The sequence below is a fragment of the Pleurocapsa sp. PCC 7319 genome, from assembly GCF_000332195.1.
Taxonomy (GTDB): Bacteria; Cyanobacteriota; Cyanobacteriia; order Cyanobacteriales; family Xenococcaceae; genus Waterburya.
In genome coordinates this window covers 2,288,232-2,306,352 of record NZ_KB235922.1, presented here as the reverse complement: position 1 = coordinate 2,306,352, position 18,121 = coordinate 2,288,232, and the positions used below count along the sequence as shown (strand labels likewise).

The 18,121-nt window shown below is 36.2% G+C and carries 11 protein-coding genes and 4 pseudogenes; 6 read left to right on the top strand and 9 right to left on the bottom strand.

What is annotated here, in order from left to right; all coding sequences use genetic code 11:
* Positions 1 to 60 precede the first annotated feature (60 nt).
* The 8 genes and pseudogenes from PLEUR7319_RS39395 to PLEUR7319_RS0114255 form a co-directional block, all read right to left on the bottom strand.
* Positions 61 to 252, bottom strand: a pseudogene (locus PLEUR7319_RS39395) (transposase family protein); the annotation flags it as partial.
* Positions 253 to 631: 379 nt separating this feature from the next.
* Complete coding sequence (locus PLEUR7319_RS0114285; protein WP_019505916.1) at positions 632 to 1,267, bottom strand: L-threonylcarbamoyladenylate synthase; 636 nt, start codon at positions 1,265 to 1,267, stop codon at positions 632 to 634.
* A 171-nt stretch (positions 1,268 to 1,438) separates the two neighbouring features.
* The gene (locus PLEUR7319_RS35350) at positions 1,439 to 3,232 is read right to left on the bottom strand and encodes an amino acid adenylation domain-containing protein (RefSeq protein ID WP_019505915.1); all 1,794 of its coding nucleotides are present in this window, start codon (positions 3,230 to 3,232) and stop codon (positions 1,439 to 1,441) included.
* Between the two features lie 346 nt (positions 3,233 to 3,578).
* A complete protein-coding gene (locus tag PLEUR7319_RS0114275; RefSeq protein WP_019505914.1) occupies positions 3,579 to 5,261 on the bottom strand; it encodes a GH3 auxin-responsive promoter family protein in 1,683 nt (560 codons plus the stop codon).
* A gap of 202 nt (positions 5,262 to 5,463) precedes the next feature.
* Entirely contained in the window at positions 5,464 to 6,924 is a 1,461-nt protein-coding gene (locus PLEUR7319_RS35345; protein WP_019505913.1) for an MFS transporter, read from the bottom strand.
* A 159-nt stretch (positions 6,925 to 7,083) separates the two neighbouring features.
* Positions 7,084 to 7,521, bottom strand: a pseudogene (locus PLEUR7319_RS42695) (IS1 family transposase); the annotation flags it as partial.
* 150 nt (positions 7,522 to 7,671) lie between these two features.
* Positions 7,672 to 8,613 (bottom strand): 3-oxoacyl-[acyl-carrier-protein] synthase III C-terminal domain-containing protein, encoded by a 942-nt coding sequence (locus PLEUR7319_RS0114260; RefSeq protein ID WP_144054305.1) that lies wholly within the window; start codon positions 8,611 to 8,613, stop codon positions 7,672 to 7,674.
* A 46-nt stretch (positions 8,614 to 8,659) separates the two neighbouring features.
* On the bottom strand, positions 8,660 to 9,664 hold the full coding sequence (locus PLEUR7319_RS0114255) for a fatty acid desaturase (protein ID WP_026102519.1): 1,005 nt from the start codon (positions 9,662 to 9,664) through the stop codon (positions 8,660 to 8,662).
* 952 nt (positions 9,665 to 10,616) lie between these two features.
* On the opposite strand from PLEUR7319_RS0114255, the gene PLEUR7319_RS0114250 reads away from it, so the two are divergent.
* The 5 genes and pseudogenes from PLEUR7319_RS0114250 to PLEUR7319_RS40060 all read left to right on the top strand — a co-directional run bounded on the left by PLEUR7319_RS0114250 (position 10,617) and on the right by PLEUR7319_RS40060 (position 14,753).
* Positions 10,617 to 10,802, top strand: a complete 186-nt coding sequence (locus PLEUR7319_RS0114250) for a hypothetical protein (RefSeq protein ID WP_019505910.1) — start codon at positions 10,617 to 10,619, stop codon at positions 10,800 to 10,802.
* A gap of 298 nt (positions 10,803 to 11,100) precedes the next feature.
* Complete coding sequence (ltrA, locus tag PLEUR7319_RS0114245; RefSeq protein WP_019505909.1) at positions 11,101 to 12,750, top strand: group II intron reverse transcriptase/maturase; 1,650 nt, start codon at positions 11,101 to 11,103, stop codon at positions 12,748 to 12,750.
* A 208-nt stretch (positions 12,751 to 12,958) separates the two neighbouring features.
* Entirely contained in the window at positions 12,959 to 13,195 is a 237-nt protein-coding gene (locus tag PLEUR7319_RS0114240) for a hypothetical protein (protein WP_019505908.1), read from the top strand.
* A gap of 49 nt (positions 13,196 to 13,244) precedes the next feature.
* Positions 13,245 to 14,005, top strand: a pseudogene (locus PLEUR7319_RS39390) (IS1 family transposase).
* A gap of 22 nt (positions 14,006 to 14,027) precedes the next feature.
* Positions 14,028 to 14,753, top strand: a pseudogene (locus PLEUR7319_RS40060) (IS1 family transposase).
* A 252-nt stretch (positions 14,754 to 15,005) separates the two neighbouring features.
* Here the strand turns inward: PLEUR7319_RS40060 and PLEUR7319_RS0114225 are convergent.
* On the bottom strand, positions 15,006 to 16,367 hold the full coding sequence (locus PLEUR7319_RS0114225) for a response regulator (RefSeq protein WP_019505907.1): 1,362 nt from the start codon (positions 16,365 to 16,367) through the stop codon (positions 15,006 to 15,008).
* Between the two features lie 73 nt (positions 16,368 to 16,440).
* Here PLEUR7319_RS0114225 and PLEUR7319_RS0114220 point away from each other — a divergent pair, with 73 nt between their 5' ends.
* Positions 16,441 to 18,120: a ShlB/FhaC/HecB family hemolysin secretion/activation protein gene (locus PLEUR7319_RS0114220; protein ID WP_019505906.1), complete on the top strand. Its 1,680-nt coding sequence runs from the start codon at positions 16,441 to 16,443 to the stop codon at positions 18,118 to 18,120.
* Position 18,121: the final 1 nt, after the last annotated feature.

Sequence of the window (18,121 nt, the reverse complement as noted above, 5' to 3'; positions counted from 1 at the left end):
TTGTACTACCTCTTTACCTCAACCATTATTGTTCTTCAAAGTAAGAGCGCACGTATATAATTAGAATTCACGGTATTTATCCACTGCAAGCCGAAAAATTTTTAACCGACGAATCAAGTGTTCAATAAAAATTCGTTGCTTTGATATTTGTTTGTTTTCTGACTTTTGTTCTGGGGTTAATTCTCTTTTAGGGGGCTTTTTAGTAGGAGTCATAGTATTAGATGCGCCGAGATAAGTTTTGTCTCCAATAAATCCTTGAGAGGTCGAAAACTTTGCTAGTTGTTAAGACAATAAATTTCTCTTCTTCTTAACTGAGAATTGGTTTTCTTCCTCCTTCTGGAGTACTAATTCTCACTTTCTTTAATTCAAGTTTTTTTTGTTGCTGCTTATAGCAAGTGATCGCTTTTTTTAGTAGTTGCTTCCATTTTTGATAATCGATTCCGAAAATTATAGTTGTTCTCTCTGGATATTGTTCGATATAATATATTGGATTTATCAAGACGGTAACTTTCAATAACTTTTTCTACCGTCTTTTTCTCACAAATTTATTTTTCGGACAAGTCTAATGCATATTTCGGCATTTTTATAGAAAAATAGTCACGTAGAAAAAGGCTATTCATTATTTTAAAAATCATCTAATTAATAGATCTAAATCTTTCTCTACTGTAGGAATAATATTTCTAATTTGCTGAATTTCGATTGCTCCACAGCGAACTACTTTTGGTGGTTGTTGAACGCAATTCACAATAGTAGATACTTTCAAATGGAAAGGAAAGTTATCAACTGTGCCAATAAAATCAACTAAATTTTTAAAAGGATGAAGCAATCTAGATTCTGTTATTTCTTCATCTCCAGAAAAATTACAAGTAGTAGAAAATATTGGAATTGAAGAACGTTTTACGACTTCAGATAATATTCTATTTTTAGGTGAAAGCAGCAAAACTGTTGGATTATCTGTAAATAATTTTGGAATAACCTTTTTTTTGTTTAGAATAATAGAAAGAGGACCTGGCCAAAAATGATCCATTAATATTCTTGCAGTCGGATTTAGATTAGATAAATCTTGAACATTTGTATTAGTGCAGCATATGCCAAAAGGCTTGTGCCTTTCTCTGCCCTTGATTTTGTAAACTCTCTCAACAGCATTTGGAAAAAACAAACCTCCAAATATTCCATATACTGTATCAGCAGGCAAAATTACTACACCTCTATTTTTGATAACGTCCACAGCCTTCTCTATGATTTTATTCTCTTCATACACATTCATAAATAATTCTTCCTTGTAAAATATACAGAAACTAAACAGATGCAAAACATAAAGTTTGATTACTTATCAGTTTTACAAAATAATATACTTGTGATTTAAATTAAATCTATCAAGATGAAAAAGCTTTATATTACATCAAACGCTTTATGAAGTATGTTGAATATTTCATTCCTAACGAATAAGTTTAGCTATTTCTTCTATAGTAGATGCCTGGTAAATTGCAATTAAAGGTATATTTTTTCCAAATTTTTTCTTGATTTGAGTAAATAATCTCATTGCAAGCAAAGAATGTCCTCCTAAATCAAAAAAGTCATCTTTAGTACTTACCCGCTTAACATTTAACAGCTCTTTCCAAAGCTTTACCAATTCTATTTCAATAGAATCACGAGGAGCCATAAAAAAATTGTTTATATTATTGTCAGTTCTGTCTGGAACAGGTAAAGCATCTATATCTACTTTACCGCTTGAAGTTAAAGGTATAAAATCTAGTATGGTAAATGTAGTGGGAATCATATAAGCGGGTAGTTTGTGATTGAGATAGCGACGTAATTCAGAAAATTCGCAGCTTTGCTCCTTGTGCAGAACAGCATAAGCGACTAGATAATTTTTGATCGAAGCATCTTTTCTCATTACTACTGCAACCTGTTTAATAGCATGGTGTTTAGTAATTACAGATTCAATTTCTCCTAATTCTATACGAAAACCACGAATTTTAACCTGGCGATCTACTCGCCCCATTAACTCAATATTGCCGTCACCCAAATAACGACCTATATCTCCAGTTTTGTATAGACGATCTCTGGATTTGTTGCTAAATGGGTTAAAAACAAATTTTTCATTTGTTAGTTTTGGTTTGTTAAGATAGCCTTTAGATAATCCTTTGCCGCCAATATATATTTCACCAGGGACTTCAACGGGTGAATGTTGAAGGTTGGAATCGAGAATATAAATTTGTACATCACTTATTGCTTTTCCAATAGGCACAGGATCCTGCTCTCGTTCACATGACATAAAAGCTGCATATGGTCCAGTTTCAGTTACTCCATATGTGTTGTGTAGTTTTGGATTTTGAGATTTTAAAAAGAACCTTTGAAGTTTAGGATTCAGAGGTTCTGCACTGCACATTACATGCTTTAATTTACTACAGTTTTGAAGTAAATCTTCTTCAATAAGTGTTTGCAATTGAGAAGGAGTAATTGAAATGACTGTAACATTTTGTGTAGCAATTAGTTTAACTAGGCGAGAGCTATCTTTTTGATGTGCGGATGGAACTATAACTACTGCTCCTCCAATTCCCAACAAAAGGAAAAATTCTTTTACCAGACCTGCAAAAACAGATGCTTTAAACAGTATCCTATCTTCCATAGTCAAGTTGAGAGTTGTCTGTGCCCAAGCATGCCCATTGCTGCAAGCTTGGTGAGAAAGCATTGCACCTTTAGGAATTCCCGTTGAACCTGAAGTATAAAAAACAAAAGCCAGATCCTCTGAGGTTACTTTTCTGATTAATAAGCTCTTTTTTTCTTTTGCCACGGTTTCCCGAATTTCATCCACAGACACTACATTTGTAATGCTATTAGGTAACATTTCGAGATAGCGATAATTTGTTAATACTACATAAGCTTTACAATCAGCTAATATAGAACGCAATCGTTCTTCAGGATCTTTGATGTCCATTGGTACACAAACTCCACCAGCTTTTAATATTCCTAAAATGCTGATTGCTAAATCAAAAGAGCGATCCAGAAATATTCCAACAAACATTCCTGGTTTTACCCCTAAAGCTTGTAGATAATGTGCCAGTTGATTTGCTTTGACATCCAACTCTTTATATGTGAGTCTCTCTTTTTCAAAGATTATGGCAACTGCATTCGGTGATTTTAAAACTTGCTGTTCGAAAGGCTCATGTAAAATCGAACAGCAAGTTTTAGAATTAGATTTGATATCACTTTTATAATTTATAGACATATTTTAAAATTGAGAATTGCTGTATTTTCACTCAAAACTAAAGGAACATTTGTAATGGAGTATCTAGACAAAGATTTATGGCTCGACATGGCTTAATCTAAACAGTAGAAAATTATGTTTTTTCTATTTTCCTATGGGGTATCAATGATTTTAAACTTTAAGTATTCTCATTCTAAATAACTTACAGCCGTTTTCAATTGAATAGACTATATTCACTCATTAATTGGTTCGTAGCTATTAACTCTTAGCTTTTTTAGAATTTAATTATTGTGGTCTACTCATGTGAAAAGCGCAGTATACCGTGTTCTTATAGAAAATTTAGTTGCAAAATAAAATTCAAAAATGTTTACCACCCTAAACCAAGATCAAGTTGTTGAACCAAACTAAGTATATTGCCATCTTTTTGCAACCAATGATGTTTTACTTGTGATATTGAAGTTCCCTGCCTACTAAGTTCATCTGCAATTTTATTAAATGATTTTTCTTTAATGGGAAGTACTTTTATTTTTCGCAAACGACAAGTATGCCTTTTATGAGCATATTCGCAGTTTATTTCTTGCATAGCTTTCTCCACTAAAAAGCTGAATTTCTCTATTGAATAATCTTTGTAAGAGTCACTCCACTCAACTGCGAGTGTATAACCTGGAGGTCTATCCCATACAGGAACACACGTAAACATAGGCAATATAATAGTCTCTGTGTTTAGAGTTCTCTGAAACGCAGTAGTTACTGCTGAGTAAATATTATCCTCTGATAATTTTTCACCTGTAAATGAGCTATGAAAACCGACTCTGCCTACAAATTCTAAACGGGGAGATTTACCTACCCAGCCAATTACCTTATAAGCATCAGCCATATCTAGCCGACAAAGTCCATTTGCTTGAGACATTACCAAACGATAAGTTTTTCCCATTTCAAGCTCTTTGTACAATAAAGTTTCTGAAGAGGGACAAACCGCTGAAGAATCAGACATATCCTTCACCTCTATAAATTCGTGAATACCTTGATTTACAGCCAGAGGACCTGCGCTAGAGTGATAATCTACTGGAATGGTAACAATACCTTCTGTAGAGGTTGTAGAAAAAGGAATAAGGTTAACTTCTGGATAAAGCTCCTGTAGCCATGGCTGATAAAATCTTGCTGAAGCAGAATTCCAACAAGAAATAAGTGATAGATTAGGCCAGAGATTATTTGGTCGCAAAGGATGCTGAGTAGATTGTACAATATTGTTTAAAAGTTTGGCTTTGCTTCTAGTGCTAGGCCGTTCGTATAGCTTAGAAATAATCCATTCAGTATTATCAGCAAGAACCTCTGCTAAAGCAGTCAAGCGGCTTGGATTAACAGAAACAATAATTTTAACATCTGAGTCCGATAGGTTGAGCAAATACTTTTGCTTGGCAACTTCTTTAAATTTTTCATCGTTATCGCTGACAAACCACTCTTCATCATACCAAGGAGGCATCCAATCGCTATTTCCGAGGCTCGCTGGTCTTTGAGTAATACTATACCTTGGTATAGCTCCAGCATACAATCTTGCTTGGCAACGTTTCCACGATAAATCTAAAACCGAGTTTCTAGAAATCGTTACATTTTTTAATCCCTCGAAGTACAATCCCCATTGAGCATATAAAGCAGGACCTCTGTATTTTTCACGCCAATGTCTAGTCACAGGAATATACTTGGCTTTTCCAGAAGTTCCAGAAGTTTGATAAAAAGCTAGTGGGGCACTTTCAGTTAACACCCCATTGTAACCATCAATGATTTGATTGATATAGTGTTCAAAATCTGTATACTGTCTAATTGGAACAGCTCTTCTGAAGTCATTTATATTTCTACAGCTAGATAGCTTATGATCTTTACCAAATAAAGTGGATCTGGATTGAGCAAGTATGTCAACAAACGTATTAAAGAAAGTCTGCTCAGGATTTGCACAAATCTTACGTTGAAGATCTAGATAATTTTTGTTTTTGGATAAGAAACTTGTAGTATATGGGGAAACTTTGTTTTGTTCAATGGAGCTTTTATACATAATATTCATAAATTTGGGATACAAGCAAAATAGTGCGATATAGAGCTTGTAGCCATGTATAGCATAAGTATGAGTTTTACTTTGAAAAGAATTTGCAATCGATAATAATGAAAAAACAACTTTTTAAAGTCTATCTAAATTGCTATAAACTAGACTAATAAAATGTCTTGAATAGTTAGCATATATTACGTATTCACTTTTATCAAATTGTTCTTTTTGTAGATAAATAACGTTGTAGAAAAAAAGAAAGTAAAAATGCCAATGTTAAAAGGCTAAAATTGCATAGTAGCGAAGCAAAAAGCGCTCTGTTGTATTGTTGAAGATTAAGTTCGGAGGAAGTAGAATCAAGAATTCCAAAGAAAACAATACCAACTACTGCTACACCAAAAGCATTAGAGATTTGCTGCACAGTAGTTAGTATTCCAGAAGCTGAACCGGCTTCTGTTTCTCTTACTTTTGCTAATGTAGAGTTCAGTAAGGTAGGAACTGCCAGTCCTTGACCAATGCCGAATACCGACATTGCAATCATCAGTTCAGCAATTGGTGGAGATACAGCAAGTTGATGAACGATAGCATTAAATAACAGCATGCTCACTGCCATAATTGCGGTTCCAACAATGACAAGTCGACTACCAAGATAACGCTCTAATTTCATAGAAGCGACTGCTGCAATAAAAATAGTGATTGCCAAAGGTGTAAAGACCAGACCAGCTTGCATAACAGTTAATTGCAATCCAGATTGCAAGTAAACTGTCATTATCAGATAGAATGAAAACATTCCTAAATACATAACAAGTGTAATCAATATCCCAACTACAAAACTATAATTTTTAAATAATGAAAGCTCAATAAGAGGGGATTTTTTTTGCTTTGAAAGATACAGTTGATAATAAACAAAGAAAATTAAAATGAGCACTGCGAAGACTAAACAAAGAAATATCCATAATGACCATCCTGATTTTCGCCCACCCACTAATGGATAAATAAATGTAAAAAGTCCAACTGAAACCATTGTTACTCCTATCCAATCCACTTTAAGTGGTACTGGAGAACGCGACTCGCGAATAAGAGGAGAAGCAAGTAATGCTAAAAGACCTAGTGGAAGATTAATTAAAAAGAGAGAGCGCCATCCCAAATTAAGTAAATCCGTTTGAATGAGGAGACTACATAACGGTATACTAGCTGTCCCGCTAACACCAGAGACTGCGCTAAATATTCCGAATGCCGTAGAACGCTCATCTGATGAAGGAAAACTTAATTGAATAATAGATAAAACTTGAGGCATCATTAAGGCTACCGTCAATCCTTGAAAAATTCTAGAAGCAATTAAGAAATTAGAAGTCAAAGCCAAACCACACATGGTGGAAGCTATACTAAAACCTCCCAATCCGTATATGAAAATTCGTTTGCGTCCAAAGATGTCGCCTAAGCGTCCACCAGTAATTAGAGCAACAGCATATGATAAAGCGTAACCAGCAGTAATCCATTGAACTGCAGCAAAGTCTGCTTTCAACTCTTTTTGTATAGCAGGAACAGCGATAAGAACAATAGTAAGGTCAGCAATATACATAAACTGGGCAATCATCAAGATGCCTAAAGCTAGCCATCTTTTTGAACTTACAAAGTCAGAATCGTTTTTGGGAGCTAAATAGTCACGAGACATCTATTTTCCCTCTACACTGAAATTTTACTATCATTCTGTTGTTACTAATAATGAGGTTTCATGTATTAACTAGATAGCGGATTTCACTTTGCAAAAAAAAGTAAGGATTACAACTCTTAGCAGTAAAAACCGTTGATTAACTTCTTAATACTTTTTTTTGACTGCCTCCCATAGTGGTTCAAAAGTTTCTGCACTATGATCTCCAAGAACCCAGCCCAAAATTCCTGGCTGAAAGTGATCTACTGCTGTCGAAAGCCAAATTTTGTTTTTTTACAACCCACAAAGGTTTCTAATTCATCTAATTCTCCCACTTGCGGAATTGTTTCTGGATTATAGGCACTGGGCAAAAGTTCTCCTACAGAGCGAACCCAGTTCATAATTATGACATGATGTATTCCTTTTACTCTCCCTATTGCTTTTAAACCCATACCATTAAAGCATTGTTAAGCATTCTCGTTTTAATTCGTCCGAATAACCTTTTCGGGTTTGATAACTGTCGATACATTGTCTTTGGCAATCAACACAGATATAGTTCTGTTTACCTCTTTTCTTTCCATTTTTATTGATGTGAGTAGATTTATATCCAGGACATTGCATGAAAATTTAACTTTCGTTATTTGTTCGAGTGGCAATCGCATTTTTCAAAATCATACCTTTATTCACTAACGCCAATTTAAAAAATTGGATGTAATATAATACATCTGGCTTTTAAATTACAAATGATTTTCAGCCAAATTAAAGCTTTTTTTATACTTTGAGTAATGCTGTTGCTCCCCATGTGCTAGGACCAGTTCCTAGTAATAAAATTAAATCACATTTTTGAATATAGTCTTTATCTAGCATATCACACAAGTTTATTATGTTGTCTGATGCAACTGCATGGGCAAACCTATGTATATTTTCTGTAAAAGTTTGCTCTTGTGAAAAACCAGAAATAGCACAAATAGTCTGAGCTACTGAAGAATTGTAATTGTTCATGATAAATTTGGAAAAATCTTTAGAAACTTTTCCGATATTCCCCATTAGTTTTTCCACTGTTAATTGAATTCCTTCAGCAATAGAATCAAAATATTCGGTAGATTGGATAAGGGGATCAATGTTGTTTATACTGGCATTTGCATGTTGAACAGTTTTAATAATATCGAATGTTCCTTCAACAGTTGAGCTAACAATACAGCTTGCAGCTGCATCACTTTGAACTGATACATTTGGAGGAACAATTCTTGAACTGTAGTCTTCTAATTTACTAACAGTAGCAATCAGAATATTTCTATATTCATCCGTTCTTAAAAGACTTGTCGCTATACGAATTGCAGTATGCAGATTACCAGAAGCAGAAAGCGAAATACCTATTGGGTAAGCATTTGTTAACTCTAGCTTATCCATAACACGACTTACTTCTTGCCGACTATCTAACCCTAAACTCTGGTCACTAACATAGAGCAATGCATCAATTTCGCTTTTCGGCAAAGATGACTTTTCTATGGTACTCTGTATACTATTGTATGCCATTTCAGATGCTGAGAACATGCTTTTGCTATACGTTTTTAGATCGAGTTTTAACAAAGCTTCTAAAACTGTATTGTTATTACTCAACTCATTTAAAGATCGAATATCACGAAGTTCGCCTAACTCATATGCAAGACCTAATAAGGAAACTTTTTTTATTTTTGACATTTGAATTTTCAAGTTTATTTACTGATACTAATCGACTTTAATGATTTTGGATTGCTATTTAAACTTGCTTGACTTTTTTGCTACTTTCATAGTCAACTTTGATCTGTTTACTCTTACTATCTACGGCATACTTATAAGGAGGGAAAATATATTTTATTGCACTCCAAAAGTTTTCTTCTATCGGTACGTCAAGTTTGTCGTAAAAACCGTTACTTTTAAGATATTTGTATACAAGTGGAAGCTTGTAGCAAGGTACAGACGGATACAAATGATGCTCTAAATGATAATTATTATAATAATACAGCAATGTAGCCATAAAAGATATCCTGCTTCTAGAATCAAGGAAAGGTCCTGCAGAGAGACCTGCATGCTCAATATAAGCCCTTAACCCAGTTATTGGTAAAAACAAATGGGGTGTAATTACTAAAAATGTACAAAGTACAGGATCGTGTATAAATAATAATACATATATACTTGTCCAAAACAGCGAAGATAATATATTAAACCAAGCGAAAAGAACAATTTCATGATTTCGAATAGGAAATTTGTAAGGATAATCTAAATCCTTGTTTAAAGCTGCAAGAAAAGTATTACGTATAAAACTTCTATTTGCAGTAATTTTTGCAACAAATATTCTAGACCAGAAACTATTAAATTTGGAAAAAATCTTAACATCAGGATCATTGGGTTGGTTGGTATGTCGGTGATGATCCCAGTGTGGAAAAGCGGAACCTATTTCAAAGAAGCTGAAAATTATTGAAGACAAAAATATTCCAGAGAGAATACTGACGTATCTATTTTTGTGAAGTGATAAATGAAATCCTTCGTGACCAACAAGGGTAAGAAGCTGAAGACCTTGACAAGAAATCAAAACAAGCGGTATTTGAAAAAATACTTTTATAGGTAAAGGCAAATTACAATAGTACACATACCGGCAGGTCAGACCGGGTAGAACAAACATTAATAAAGAGTAGATTACGAAAGTAAAAGATCCTATAAAAGTCGGCTCGTAAAATGAAGAAGGTAACTTTGGACGTTTGGCAAATGGTTTTGTAGATATCATCTTCAGATATTAGTTCAGACAAAATTTGAATGGTTCAAAGGGTATAAAGCTAGAAGCATCGCATCTATCGCCAGCGACAATGGTTTAACTCAAGTTAGCTTCAAAGCTAACTTGAATTAAAAGCTAACTTTTGATAATTGTTTTTTTGTAAGCATTACAGGTTCGTGGATAAAAATACTCGAATCTATGAGTTAAAAACGTATATTTTCAATCACTTATAGAATCAAAATCCCAACTTACTTTACAGAGCAAATACTTCTAAATCAAGTATTGAGAGTTGCTAATTGAAAACACCAATTGGATGTTAATGTTTTACAGCCGTCAGAGTGTTGCACGATCATAAAATAATACTGCCTAAGGCAGACGCTTTTCAATAGGTTTTAAATTGAATTATACATAACTCAAAGTTGTGTATTGTTCATCTGCTGTACAACTCCACTATCAGCTACTAACCATCAAGCAAGCTTTTGAGAATTTAATCGAGCTACAAGATTTAGTAATTTTCGTTTTAATTTAGTAACTCCACTATGCTAAATCATTTATTTTTTTTTTGCAACACTATAATAAATAATGCAATGCGTAAATGAACCAGCGACAAAATTGAACATAACTATAATTTTGCGAGACACTCCGTTGGTGCGATTCGTTCTCAGCAAAAGTGGAATTAAATTCATATAAACTGAGACACTTAACCTTTTAGTTGAAAGATAACTGTTTCGATGATAAGGGTGAAAGCCCCTCCCTTGAAACTCACAAGTGACTTCTTTTCTTACCTGCCTACACCGAATAACTCGTAAACCTATAGAGTGAAGCTGGGAACAGGGCGGCGCGACTTGAACTGGTCGTATAGAACGGAGAGCCTACTCTCTTAAGGGATTCACACCCCTTACCTTCATGTAGAACACTCTACAAAGAGTGTGGTCACACCCAAGTAGGCAACGAAAACGGTGGAATGCAGACCACAAAAGTAACCCTAACTACTAGCCTAAAAAGTGGTCTGGGAGCAAGAAGGAGTTCTCTCATGGTGAATAAAAATGAATTGATGCTTAAACTGCGTGATTCCCAAAAGAGCCAAATCAGGCTGACAGGCTCTCACCAAAAAGGTAAATGGGTAGCTTCATCAATCGTCCTTGGGTGAAGCGTGTGAATACAACTCCCATCGCAGAAGAGTCAACACCTAAAAGAGAACATACACTAGACGATACAACAAGGTAAACCCTACAGAATCTCAGAAAAGTCGAATACTCTGAGTAAGCCAACCGCAAGGAAAGCAGAAGCTTCTGGAGGGTAAAGGATGGAAGAAAAAGCGAAAGCCCATTTGTAATAAATGGGATATGAGTTCAAACTTTGCCCATGACCGAAAGGAATAGCAGACTTCTTCTGGGTCTTATGAGAATAGAAACTTAACAAGGAAACTTAATCCAAGGACAAGTTAGATGTCGTACTTAAATACAACAAACGGACTGCGGAAACCGCTAGAAGATTGGAGTCAGATTAACTGGTGCCAAATCTACAAAGCGGTTAGGAATCTACGTCAAAGAATCTTTCTCGCGAGAAAACTTGGTAACTGGCGGAAATTGAGAAATCTCCAAAAGTTAATGCAAAGAAGCTACGCAAACCTATTACTATCTGTACGGAAAATCACTCAGACCAATCAAGGTAAACAAACGGCAGGAATTGACAAAGAAATAGTCAATACCCCTGAAGCACGAGTGAAGCTGGTAAACAACTGGAAAGGTGGAAGCCAATGCCCAACTAAACGGGTAATGATTCTCAAACCCAACGGTAAGAAACGACCGCTCGGCATCCCTACCGTACGCGACAGAATCGAACAGGCAGTAATAGTTAATTCGCTAGAACCCGAATGGGAAGCCGTGTTTGAATCTAATTCCTATGGGTTCAGATGCGGAAGAAGCTGTCAAGATGCCATTGAACAAAACTTTCTCAGAGTTCATAAAGGCAGAGACACTTGGGTTTTAGAAGCTGATATTAAGGGATTCTTTGACAACATTGCCCATGAAGCCATTTTAAAACAATTAGGAAATTTCCCGAAAAGAAATCTAATAAAAGGATGGTTAAAAGCTGGATTTATCTTTGAAGGAAAATACAATCCAACAGAAACGGGAACACCACAGGGCGGGAGCTGCTCGCCATTATTAGCCAATATAGGGTTGCATGGATTAGAAACAATCATAAAAACCACCAACCCAAAATTAGGCGTGGTTAGATACGCTGATGATGTCATCGTCACAGCTAGAGACAAAGGAAGTCTCGAAACAGTCCAAATTCAGATACAACAATGGTTGTCAAATAGAGGACTCGAACTTAGCGCGGAGAAGACGCTTATCACGTCAATGGAAGATGGTTTTGACTTCCTTGGATTCAACCACCGCCACTATAATGGCAAATTGCTAATCAAGCCATCGAAGAAGAAAGTCCTCGACTTTTGTAAGCGTATTGGCAAAGAAATAAAAGCAATGAACGGGATAGAACAAGAGGCAGTCATAAGGAAACTGAATCCAATTCTCCGAGGTTTTGCTAACTATTACAAAGGAGTGGTTAGCAAAGAAACCTTCGGCTATATTTCATCTAGAATATGGCAATACCTTTGGCGTTGGGCTAAACGTAGACATTCCAACAAAGGAAAAAGATGGATAAGAGAACGCTACTTTAAAACCTACAAAGGAAACAATTGGACATTTGCTTGTAACACAAGCAACCGCGAAAGGAAGGAGAAACTTTTAGTCCTCTACCCTATTGCATATACATCCATTGAACGCCACATAAAGGTTAAAGGAAATGCGTCACCAGATGACCCCTATCTCAAAGAATATTGGAAAAAACGCCACCAAAAACATGGTAAAAGCTATTGGGAACGCAACTCGCGAAACTTCAATATTGCTCAAAACCAAAACTGGAAATGTCCAATTTGTGGCGAACCATTATTCAATGGAGAGGAAATAGAAACCCATCACATAATTCCTGTTGCTCAAGGCGGACAAGACGACATTGAAAACCTTCAGCATCTACACAAACCGTGTCACAAACAGGAACACTCAAAATCCAAGACAAATCGCTTGAAGTAAGGCTTGAGCCGTGTGAGTGCGAAAGTCTCATGCACGGTTCTTAGGGGAGGAGAGAGAGGTAACTCTTGAACCTTACCCGACTAGTCTGATCTTAGTTGAAAAGGACACTGACGCTAATAGGGAGTTCCTACGACCCTATCCCACTAATCGCTGAAGCATGGCTTTACAGTTGTAGATAGAATGAGAGAAGAACTCAGCACAAAAAGTTATGGGACAAGAGACTCTCAACTTATTTTCCAATGAGCAAGTACTAGAGGCGGTCTGTCAGTGGAGCAATAATCTTAAGAAGTTACTACAACACCGTTTGAGCAAGCATTATAAACGTTCAGAAGCTAAAGTTGCGGCGTTTGATTACATTCAAGCTTTATTATCTCCAATAGAACGAAAGAATGGCTGGCAAATGTCTGAACAAGTAGGATATAAAAATCCGGCGTTGCATAAATAAGGGATGAATTAGAGAATTAAAATGAAACGGTTGATTATATGCAAAGCAAATGAAATGTCCTGAGTGCAAATCGGAACACGTTCGTAAAAACGGTATGAGAAGAGGAAAGCAGAATCATATCTGTGTAGATTGCGATTGCGCTTCGCGCACTGGCTTCGCCAATCGCCAATTTGTAGAAAATCCCAAAAATCATCGTGGTTACAGCGATGAAATTAGAAAAATGTGCTTCAAAATGTACTTGAATGGTATGGGATTTCGGGGAATAGAAAGAGTTACAGGAGTTCACCATACAACCATTATCAATTGGGTTAAACAGGTTGGAAAATTGCTCCCAGATGCTTATGACCCAGAAGTTACTCCACAAGTGGGTGAACTTGATGAGCTTGAAACATTCGTTGGATGTAAAAAAACAAAATTTGGCTCTGGACAGCGGTAGACCATTTTAAACCATCTATTCTGGATTGGGTTTTAGGAGATCGCAGCTCTAAAACATTTGAGCCACTTTGGAAAGCCGTGGAAAAATGGCAGTGCTATTTTTATGTAACGGATGGTTGGAAGGTATATCCTGGCTTTATTCCTGATGGAGACCAAATCATTTGTAAAACCTATATGACAAGGGTACAAAGGCGCGTAGTTTGCCGCATATAGGTGAAAATACTCGACTCAGACACTGTGCGCTGGAGCGCACCGCCAGCGAAGCTGTCGAATCGACGTATGTCGATTGCTAGGTTACATCGCAAGACTCTTTGCTACTCCAAGTCGGAAACCATGTTGAAGCACTCAATCAAATTATTGGCGTTGCACAGTTAAAATATGATAAATGCTATTAACTATGCAATGTCCTAAATGCGAATCAACAAAGATAGTCAGAAATGGTCGGCGAAAAGATAAGCAAAATTACCTTTGCCGTAACTGCGAACGCCAGTTTATAGATATTTACGATCGCAGGGGTTACTCACAAGAAGTAAAAAAGCATTGTCTGACTTTGTATTGTAATGGCTTGGGATTTAGAGCAATTGAACGCTCTACTGGAGTTTGTCACAACACTGTAATTAACTGGGTTAAACAAGCCTCGGCTAAAGTACCACAAGAGAATTACGAAATACCAGAAACAGTGCAGATTGATGAACTGCAAACTTTTGTAGGTTCAAAAAAAACCAGGTCTGGCTCTGGACGGCAGTAAACTCCCACCAAGCAGGAATACTCAAATGGGTCGTCGGAGATCGTTCGCAGAATACATTTCGTAATCTATGGTCTGTTATTAGAGGTTGGCAATGCTTTTTGTATATTACTGACGGCTGGAAAGTTTATCCTTGTTTGATCGACGATTGCGATCATTTAGTTAGCAAAACAGCAATGACTAGAGTTGAAGGAGAAAATTCCCGACTTCGACACTGTGCGCTGGAGCGCACCGCCAGCGAAGCTGTCGAATCGACGTATGTCGATTGCTCGCCTACACCGAAAAACCTTTTGTTATTCCAAGTCTGTTGAAATGCTTCAAGTGTCTATCCGCCTTTTAACTTACTATCTCAAGCACTGGTCTGTGCCTACTTTTTAACCAATCATACATTTGTTGTGCAACGCCAAATTATTAATTCATTACTTAAAATTTGAAGACGTGCCTATTCCCTACCGATTCATCCCTTAATTCAGCAACGCCCAGAAACGCACAATTTAGCAATCGCACATTAAATAAATCATCCCTCAATTCACCAACGCCGAACTTTACTTTAAATTAGCGATCATTTGTTAGAAAATCATACTTCGAGCCAGCAAAGCCATACATTGAAGCAGCAAAATTAGAAAATTTCTAACTTTGATTATGCAAGCTCTTCCAAAAAATAACTACATCTTGACACCGTTTAAAATCACTCTCAGCTACAAAACACTGACATTTAAGATTGTCAGCGAGGACTAGCATTTCAGGATAGGGTAGAAAAGAAAAAACTATTTTATCTTCAGATTCAGTACAAAGCTCAATACTATTTTTAATAATATTTCTTAAAGTAACCAAATCTAAATCCTGAAAAACAGAATGAAATATCAATGTAGATTTAGCATCAACTGTGAAAAGAAATTCTTTACTCCAAAATTGAGAATCGGGAAATCCTACATTTAAAGAAACAGTTTCTGGTAAAATATCGCGAAATTCAGGATCTTGAGCCGAGCCACAATAAAGCAGATGTTTGCCCAAGTTCCAAAACTTTGGTTCGGGTTTTGCCTTAGGAATGATGCCTACAATCTGTTGTTTTTCACTTGATTTAAGCTGAGAAGTTTTAAGTTGAGCAGATTCTGAATTAGCAGTGACATCAATAGTAGTGATAGATTCTTGTTTTTCTGCCAAACTATCATTACTTTCACGCGCAGTATATTCCTTTTTCAAACGCTTTGCCTCGGCAAAAGAAACTGGATTACCTGCTTTCGCCATCTCCACAATTTCAGTACGCAATTGTTCTGGCATACTCGGTGCAGATAACAAATAAAGAACAGAAACGTTAATACCTACATCGGCAATTTGCTCTTTCTGTTCGCCAAAAGTTTCCCACACGCGCATGAAATGCAAAGCAGTTGAATAATGGCATTTAATCTCATTCTCTACCCATGTCATGAATTCTCCATGCTGAAGTCTTTGTTTTACTCGCTGCAATCTTTCTCCTGTTTCAATTATTCCTTCAACAGTTCGCTTCATAAGAGACTTAATCTCTTTAGTTTCTTGAAGCAAAAATTCAGCAGTACCTTGATCTAGAGATGCGTAATTGAATGTTGAAAGATCAGAATTGCCTATAAATGAGTTGACTGCATTTTTAAGTTTATCTTTATTGAGAGGTTTTGATATAGAATCTATAAGCCAATCATACTTATTCGTAATTTGTTTTAGTTCAAGATCGCTCTTATGAGCTGAGATTAAAATGCCTTTCGTATTGTTATTTTCCCGATCGACTTCTTCAATCAACTTATCTCCTTGAAGATCGGGAAGAATTATGTCAATAAAGGCAAAAGTTTTTCTTCCTTGTTTATTATTCTTGTTAATAATTGCTAATCCTTGCTTTCCCGAACTAGCTAATTCCAGTTGGAAAAGTTTTTTTTTCGATTCTGCCTTCAAAGATTCAGTAAATGCCTCTTGAAATCCAGTTTCGTCGTCAATTAATAGTACAGAAGGAAGATTTTTCATGAAAATTAACAAATATCAAGTATGCTATTTGGGATTAACAAAATGTTGAATTGTGCTTTAGATTACATCTTATATGATAGTAAAAATTGCGATAATTAGACAACACGTAGTAAAAATATTAATACTGATTGGCGAAGTTGCTGCCCTTTTGGCGATCGCTTTTACAATAGAGCCATGTAGTCCAGTCATAGCTCAACCAGCTATCAATATAAATAATACAAACGCATCAGCCACAGTAAAGAAAATCAGAGTACAAGGCTACACTATTTTTTCGGAAAAGGAAATAGAAAAAATAATCAAGCCCTATCGCGGCAAAAATCTTGACTTTAACCAATTGAGAAATATTACCGAAGCTCTTACCGATCTATATGTATCAAAAGGCTATATAACTTCAGGAGCATTCATACCAGAACAAGAAATTGTCGATGGCATTATTGATATACGAGTTGTAGAGGGAAAGCTCGAAGATGTTGGCATAAAAGGACTTAAACAGCTTCAAGAAAATTACGTCCGTTCTTTTATAAGTTCAGCACAAAATTCTTTAGTATCAAATACTGACTCGAAAAGCGAATCTAACTCAGATCGGTCTTCTCCTTTGAATATTAATAACATAGAAGAAGAATTAGAACTATTAAAACGCAATTCCTCTATTGCCAATATTGAAGCTGAGTTAGTCAAAGGTACTCAACCAAATCTAAGTGTTCTGATCGTAGAAATAGAAGAAACATCTCCTTTTGAGGCTAAGTTAAGTTTTGATAACTATCGTTCTCCCAGCGTAGGTGAGTTCCAGGGAACATTGTCAACTGGCTACAGAAATTTAATCGGGATTAGCGATCGCGTTTTTGCTCAATATAATTTAACTGAAGGATTTGATGCATACTCAATCGGCTACGGAATTCCCATAATTTCTAACAACGGAACATTTAGCTTTGAATATCGCTATGGAGATAGCAAAATTATTGAGGATTCTTTTGAAGAAGCAGATATTCGGGCAGAAGCCGATACGGTTTCATTACAGTATCGCCAACCGATTATCTATAAATCGAACAGGGAAGTAGCTGTAGGTTTAGCTTTTGAGAGGCAAAATAGCGAAACTTTTGTTTTAGACAACGAGCCTTTTTCTTTTACTGATGGTCCACAACAGGGTAAGTCAGTAACTTCAGTTCTTAAACTTACTGGAGATTGGGTTGAGCGGTCTTCAAGTTCGGTATTTGGAGTTAATTCTGAATTGAATTTTGGCTTAGATGCCTTTGATGCCACGGTTAATAATAATGCCCCTGATGGACTGTTTTTTAGCTGGCTGGGTCAAGCACAATGGACACAAGCACTAAATCAGGATAAAGATTTACTGTTAGTTACAAGATTAGTTACACAGCTATCTCCAGATTCCTTATTACCTTTAGAGCAGTTTACCTTGGGTGGTGTGGGTACGGTGCGGGGCTATCGTCAGAACCAAGAAGTAGGAGATAATGCTGTTGTCGGAACAGTCGAAGTTTATCTTCCTCTAATTGGCGATCGCATTGGTTCGAGCAAATTAAATTTAGTTCCCTTTTTTGATGGGGGAACAGTATGGGACAACAATAGCGACGAATCCGAAGCGTTAGCAAGCCTAGGCATAGGTTTGGACTGGCAATTTAAAGAGTTTTTGTCCTTAAGAGCAGATTGGGGCGTTCCTTTAATTAATACTAGCGATCGCGGTAATTCACTACAGGATAATGGTTTTTCTTTTTCACTTCAGGTACAACCTTTTTGAA

Bases quoted from the DNA above. Each gene is read 5' to 3' on its own strand.
- PLEUR7319_RS35350 (WP_019505915.1), bottom strand. From the start codon at position 3,232: ATGTCTATAAATTATAAAAGTGATATCAAATCTAATTCTAAAACTTGC.
- PLEUR7319_RS0114225 (WP_019505907.1), bottom strand. From the start codon at position 16,367: ATGAAAAATCTTCCTTCTGTACTATTAATTGACGACGAAACTGGATTT.
- PLEUR7319_RS0114285 (WP_019505916.1), bottom strand. From the start codon at position 1,267: ATGAATGTGTATGAAGAGAATAAAATCATAGAGAAGGCTGTGGACGTT.
- PLEUR7319_RS0114275 (WP_019505914.1), bottom strand. From the start codon at position 5,261: ATGTATAAAAGCTCCATTGAACAAAACAAAGTTTCCCCATATACTACA.
- PLEUR7319_RS0114255 (WP_026102519.1), bottom strand. From the start codon at position 9,664: ATGATATCTACAAAACCATTTGCCAAACGTCCAAAGTTACCTTCTTCA.
- PLEUR7319_RS35345 (WP_019505913.1), bottom strand. From the start codon at position 6,924: ATGTCTCGTGACTATTTAGCTCCCAAAAACGATTCTGACTTTGTAAGT.
- PLEUR7319_RS0114240 (WP_019505908.1), top strand. From the start codon at position 12,959: ATGGGACAAGAGACTCTCAACTTATTTTCCAATGAGCAAGTACTAGAG.
- ltrA (WP_019505909.1), top strand. From the start codon at position 11,101: ATGTCGTACTTAAATACAACAAACGGACTGCGGAAACCGCTAGAAGAT.
- PLEUR7319_RS0114220 (WP_019505906.1), top strand. From the start codon at position 16,441: ATGATAGTAAAAATTGCGATAATTAGACAACACGTAGTAAAAATATTA.
- PLEUR7319_RS0114250 (WP_019505910.1), top strand. From the start codon at position 10,617: ATGCAGACCACAAAAGTAACCCTAACTACTAGCCTAAAAAGTGGTCTG.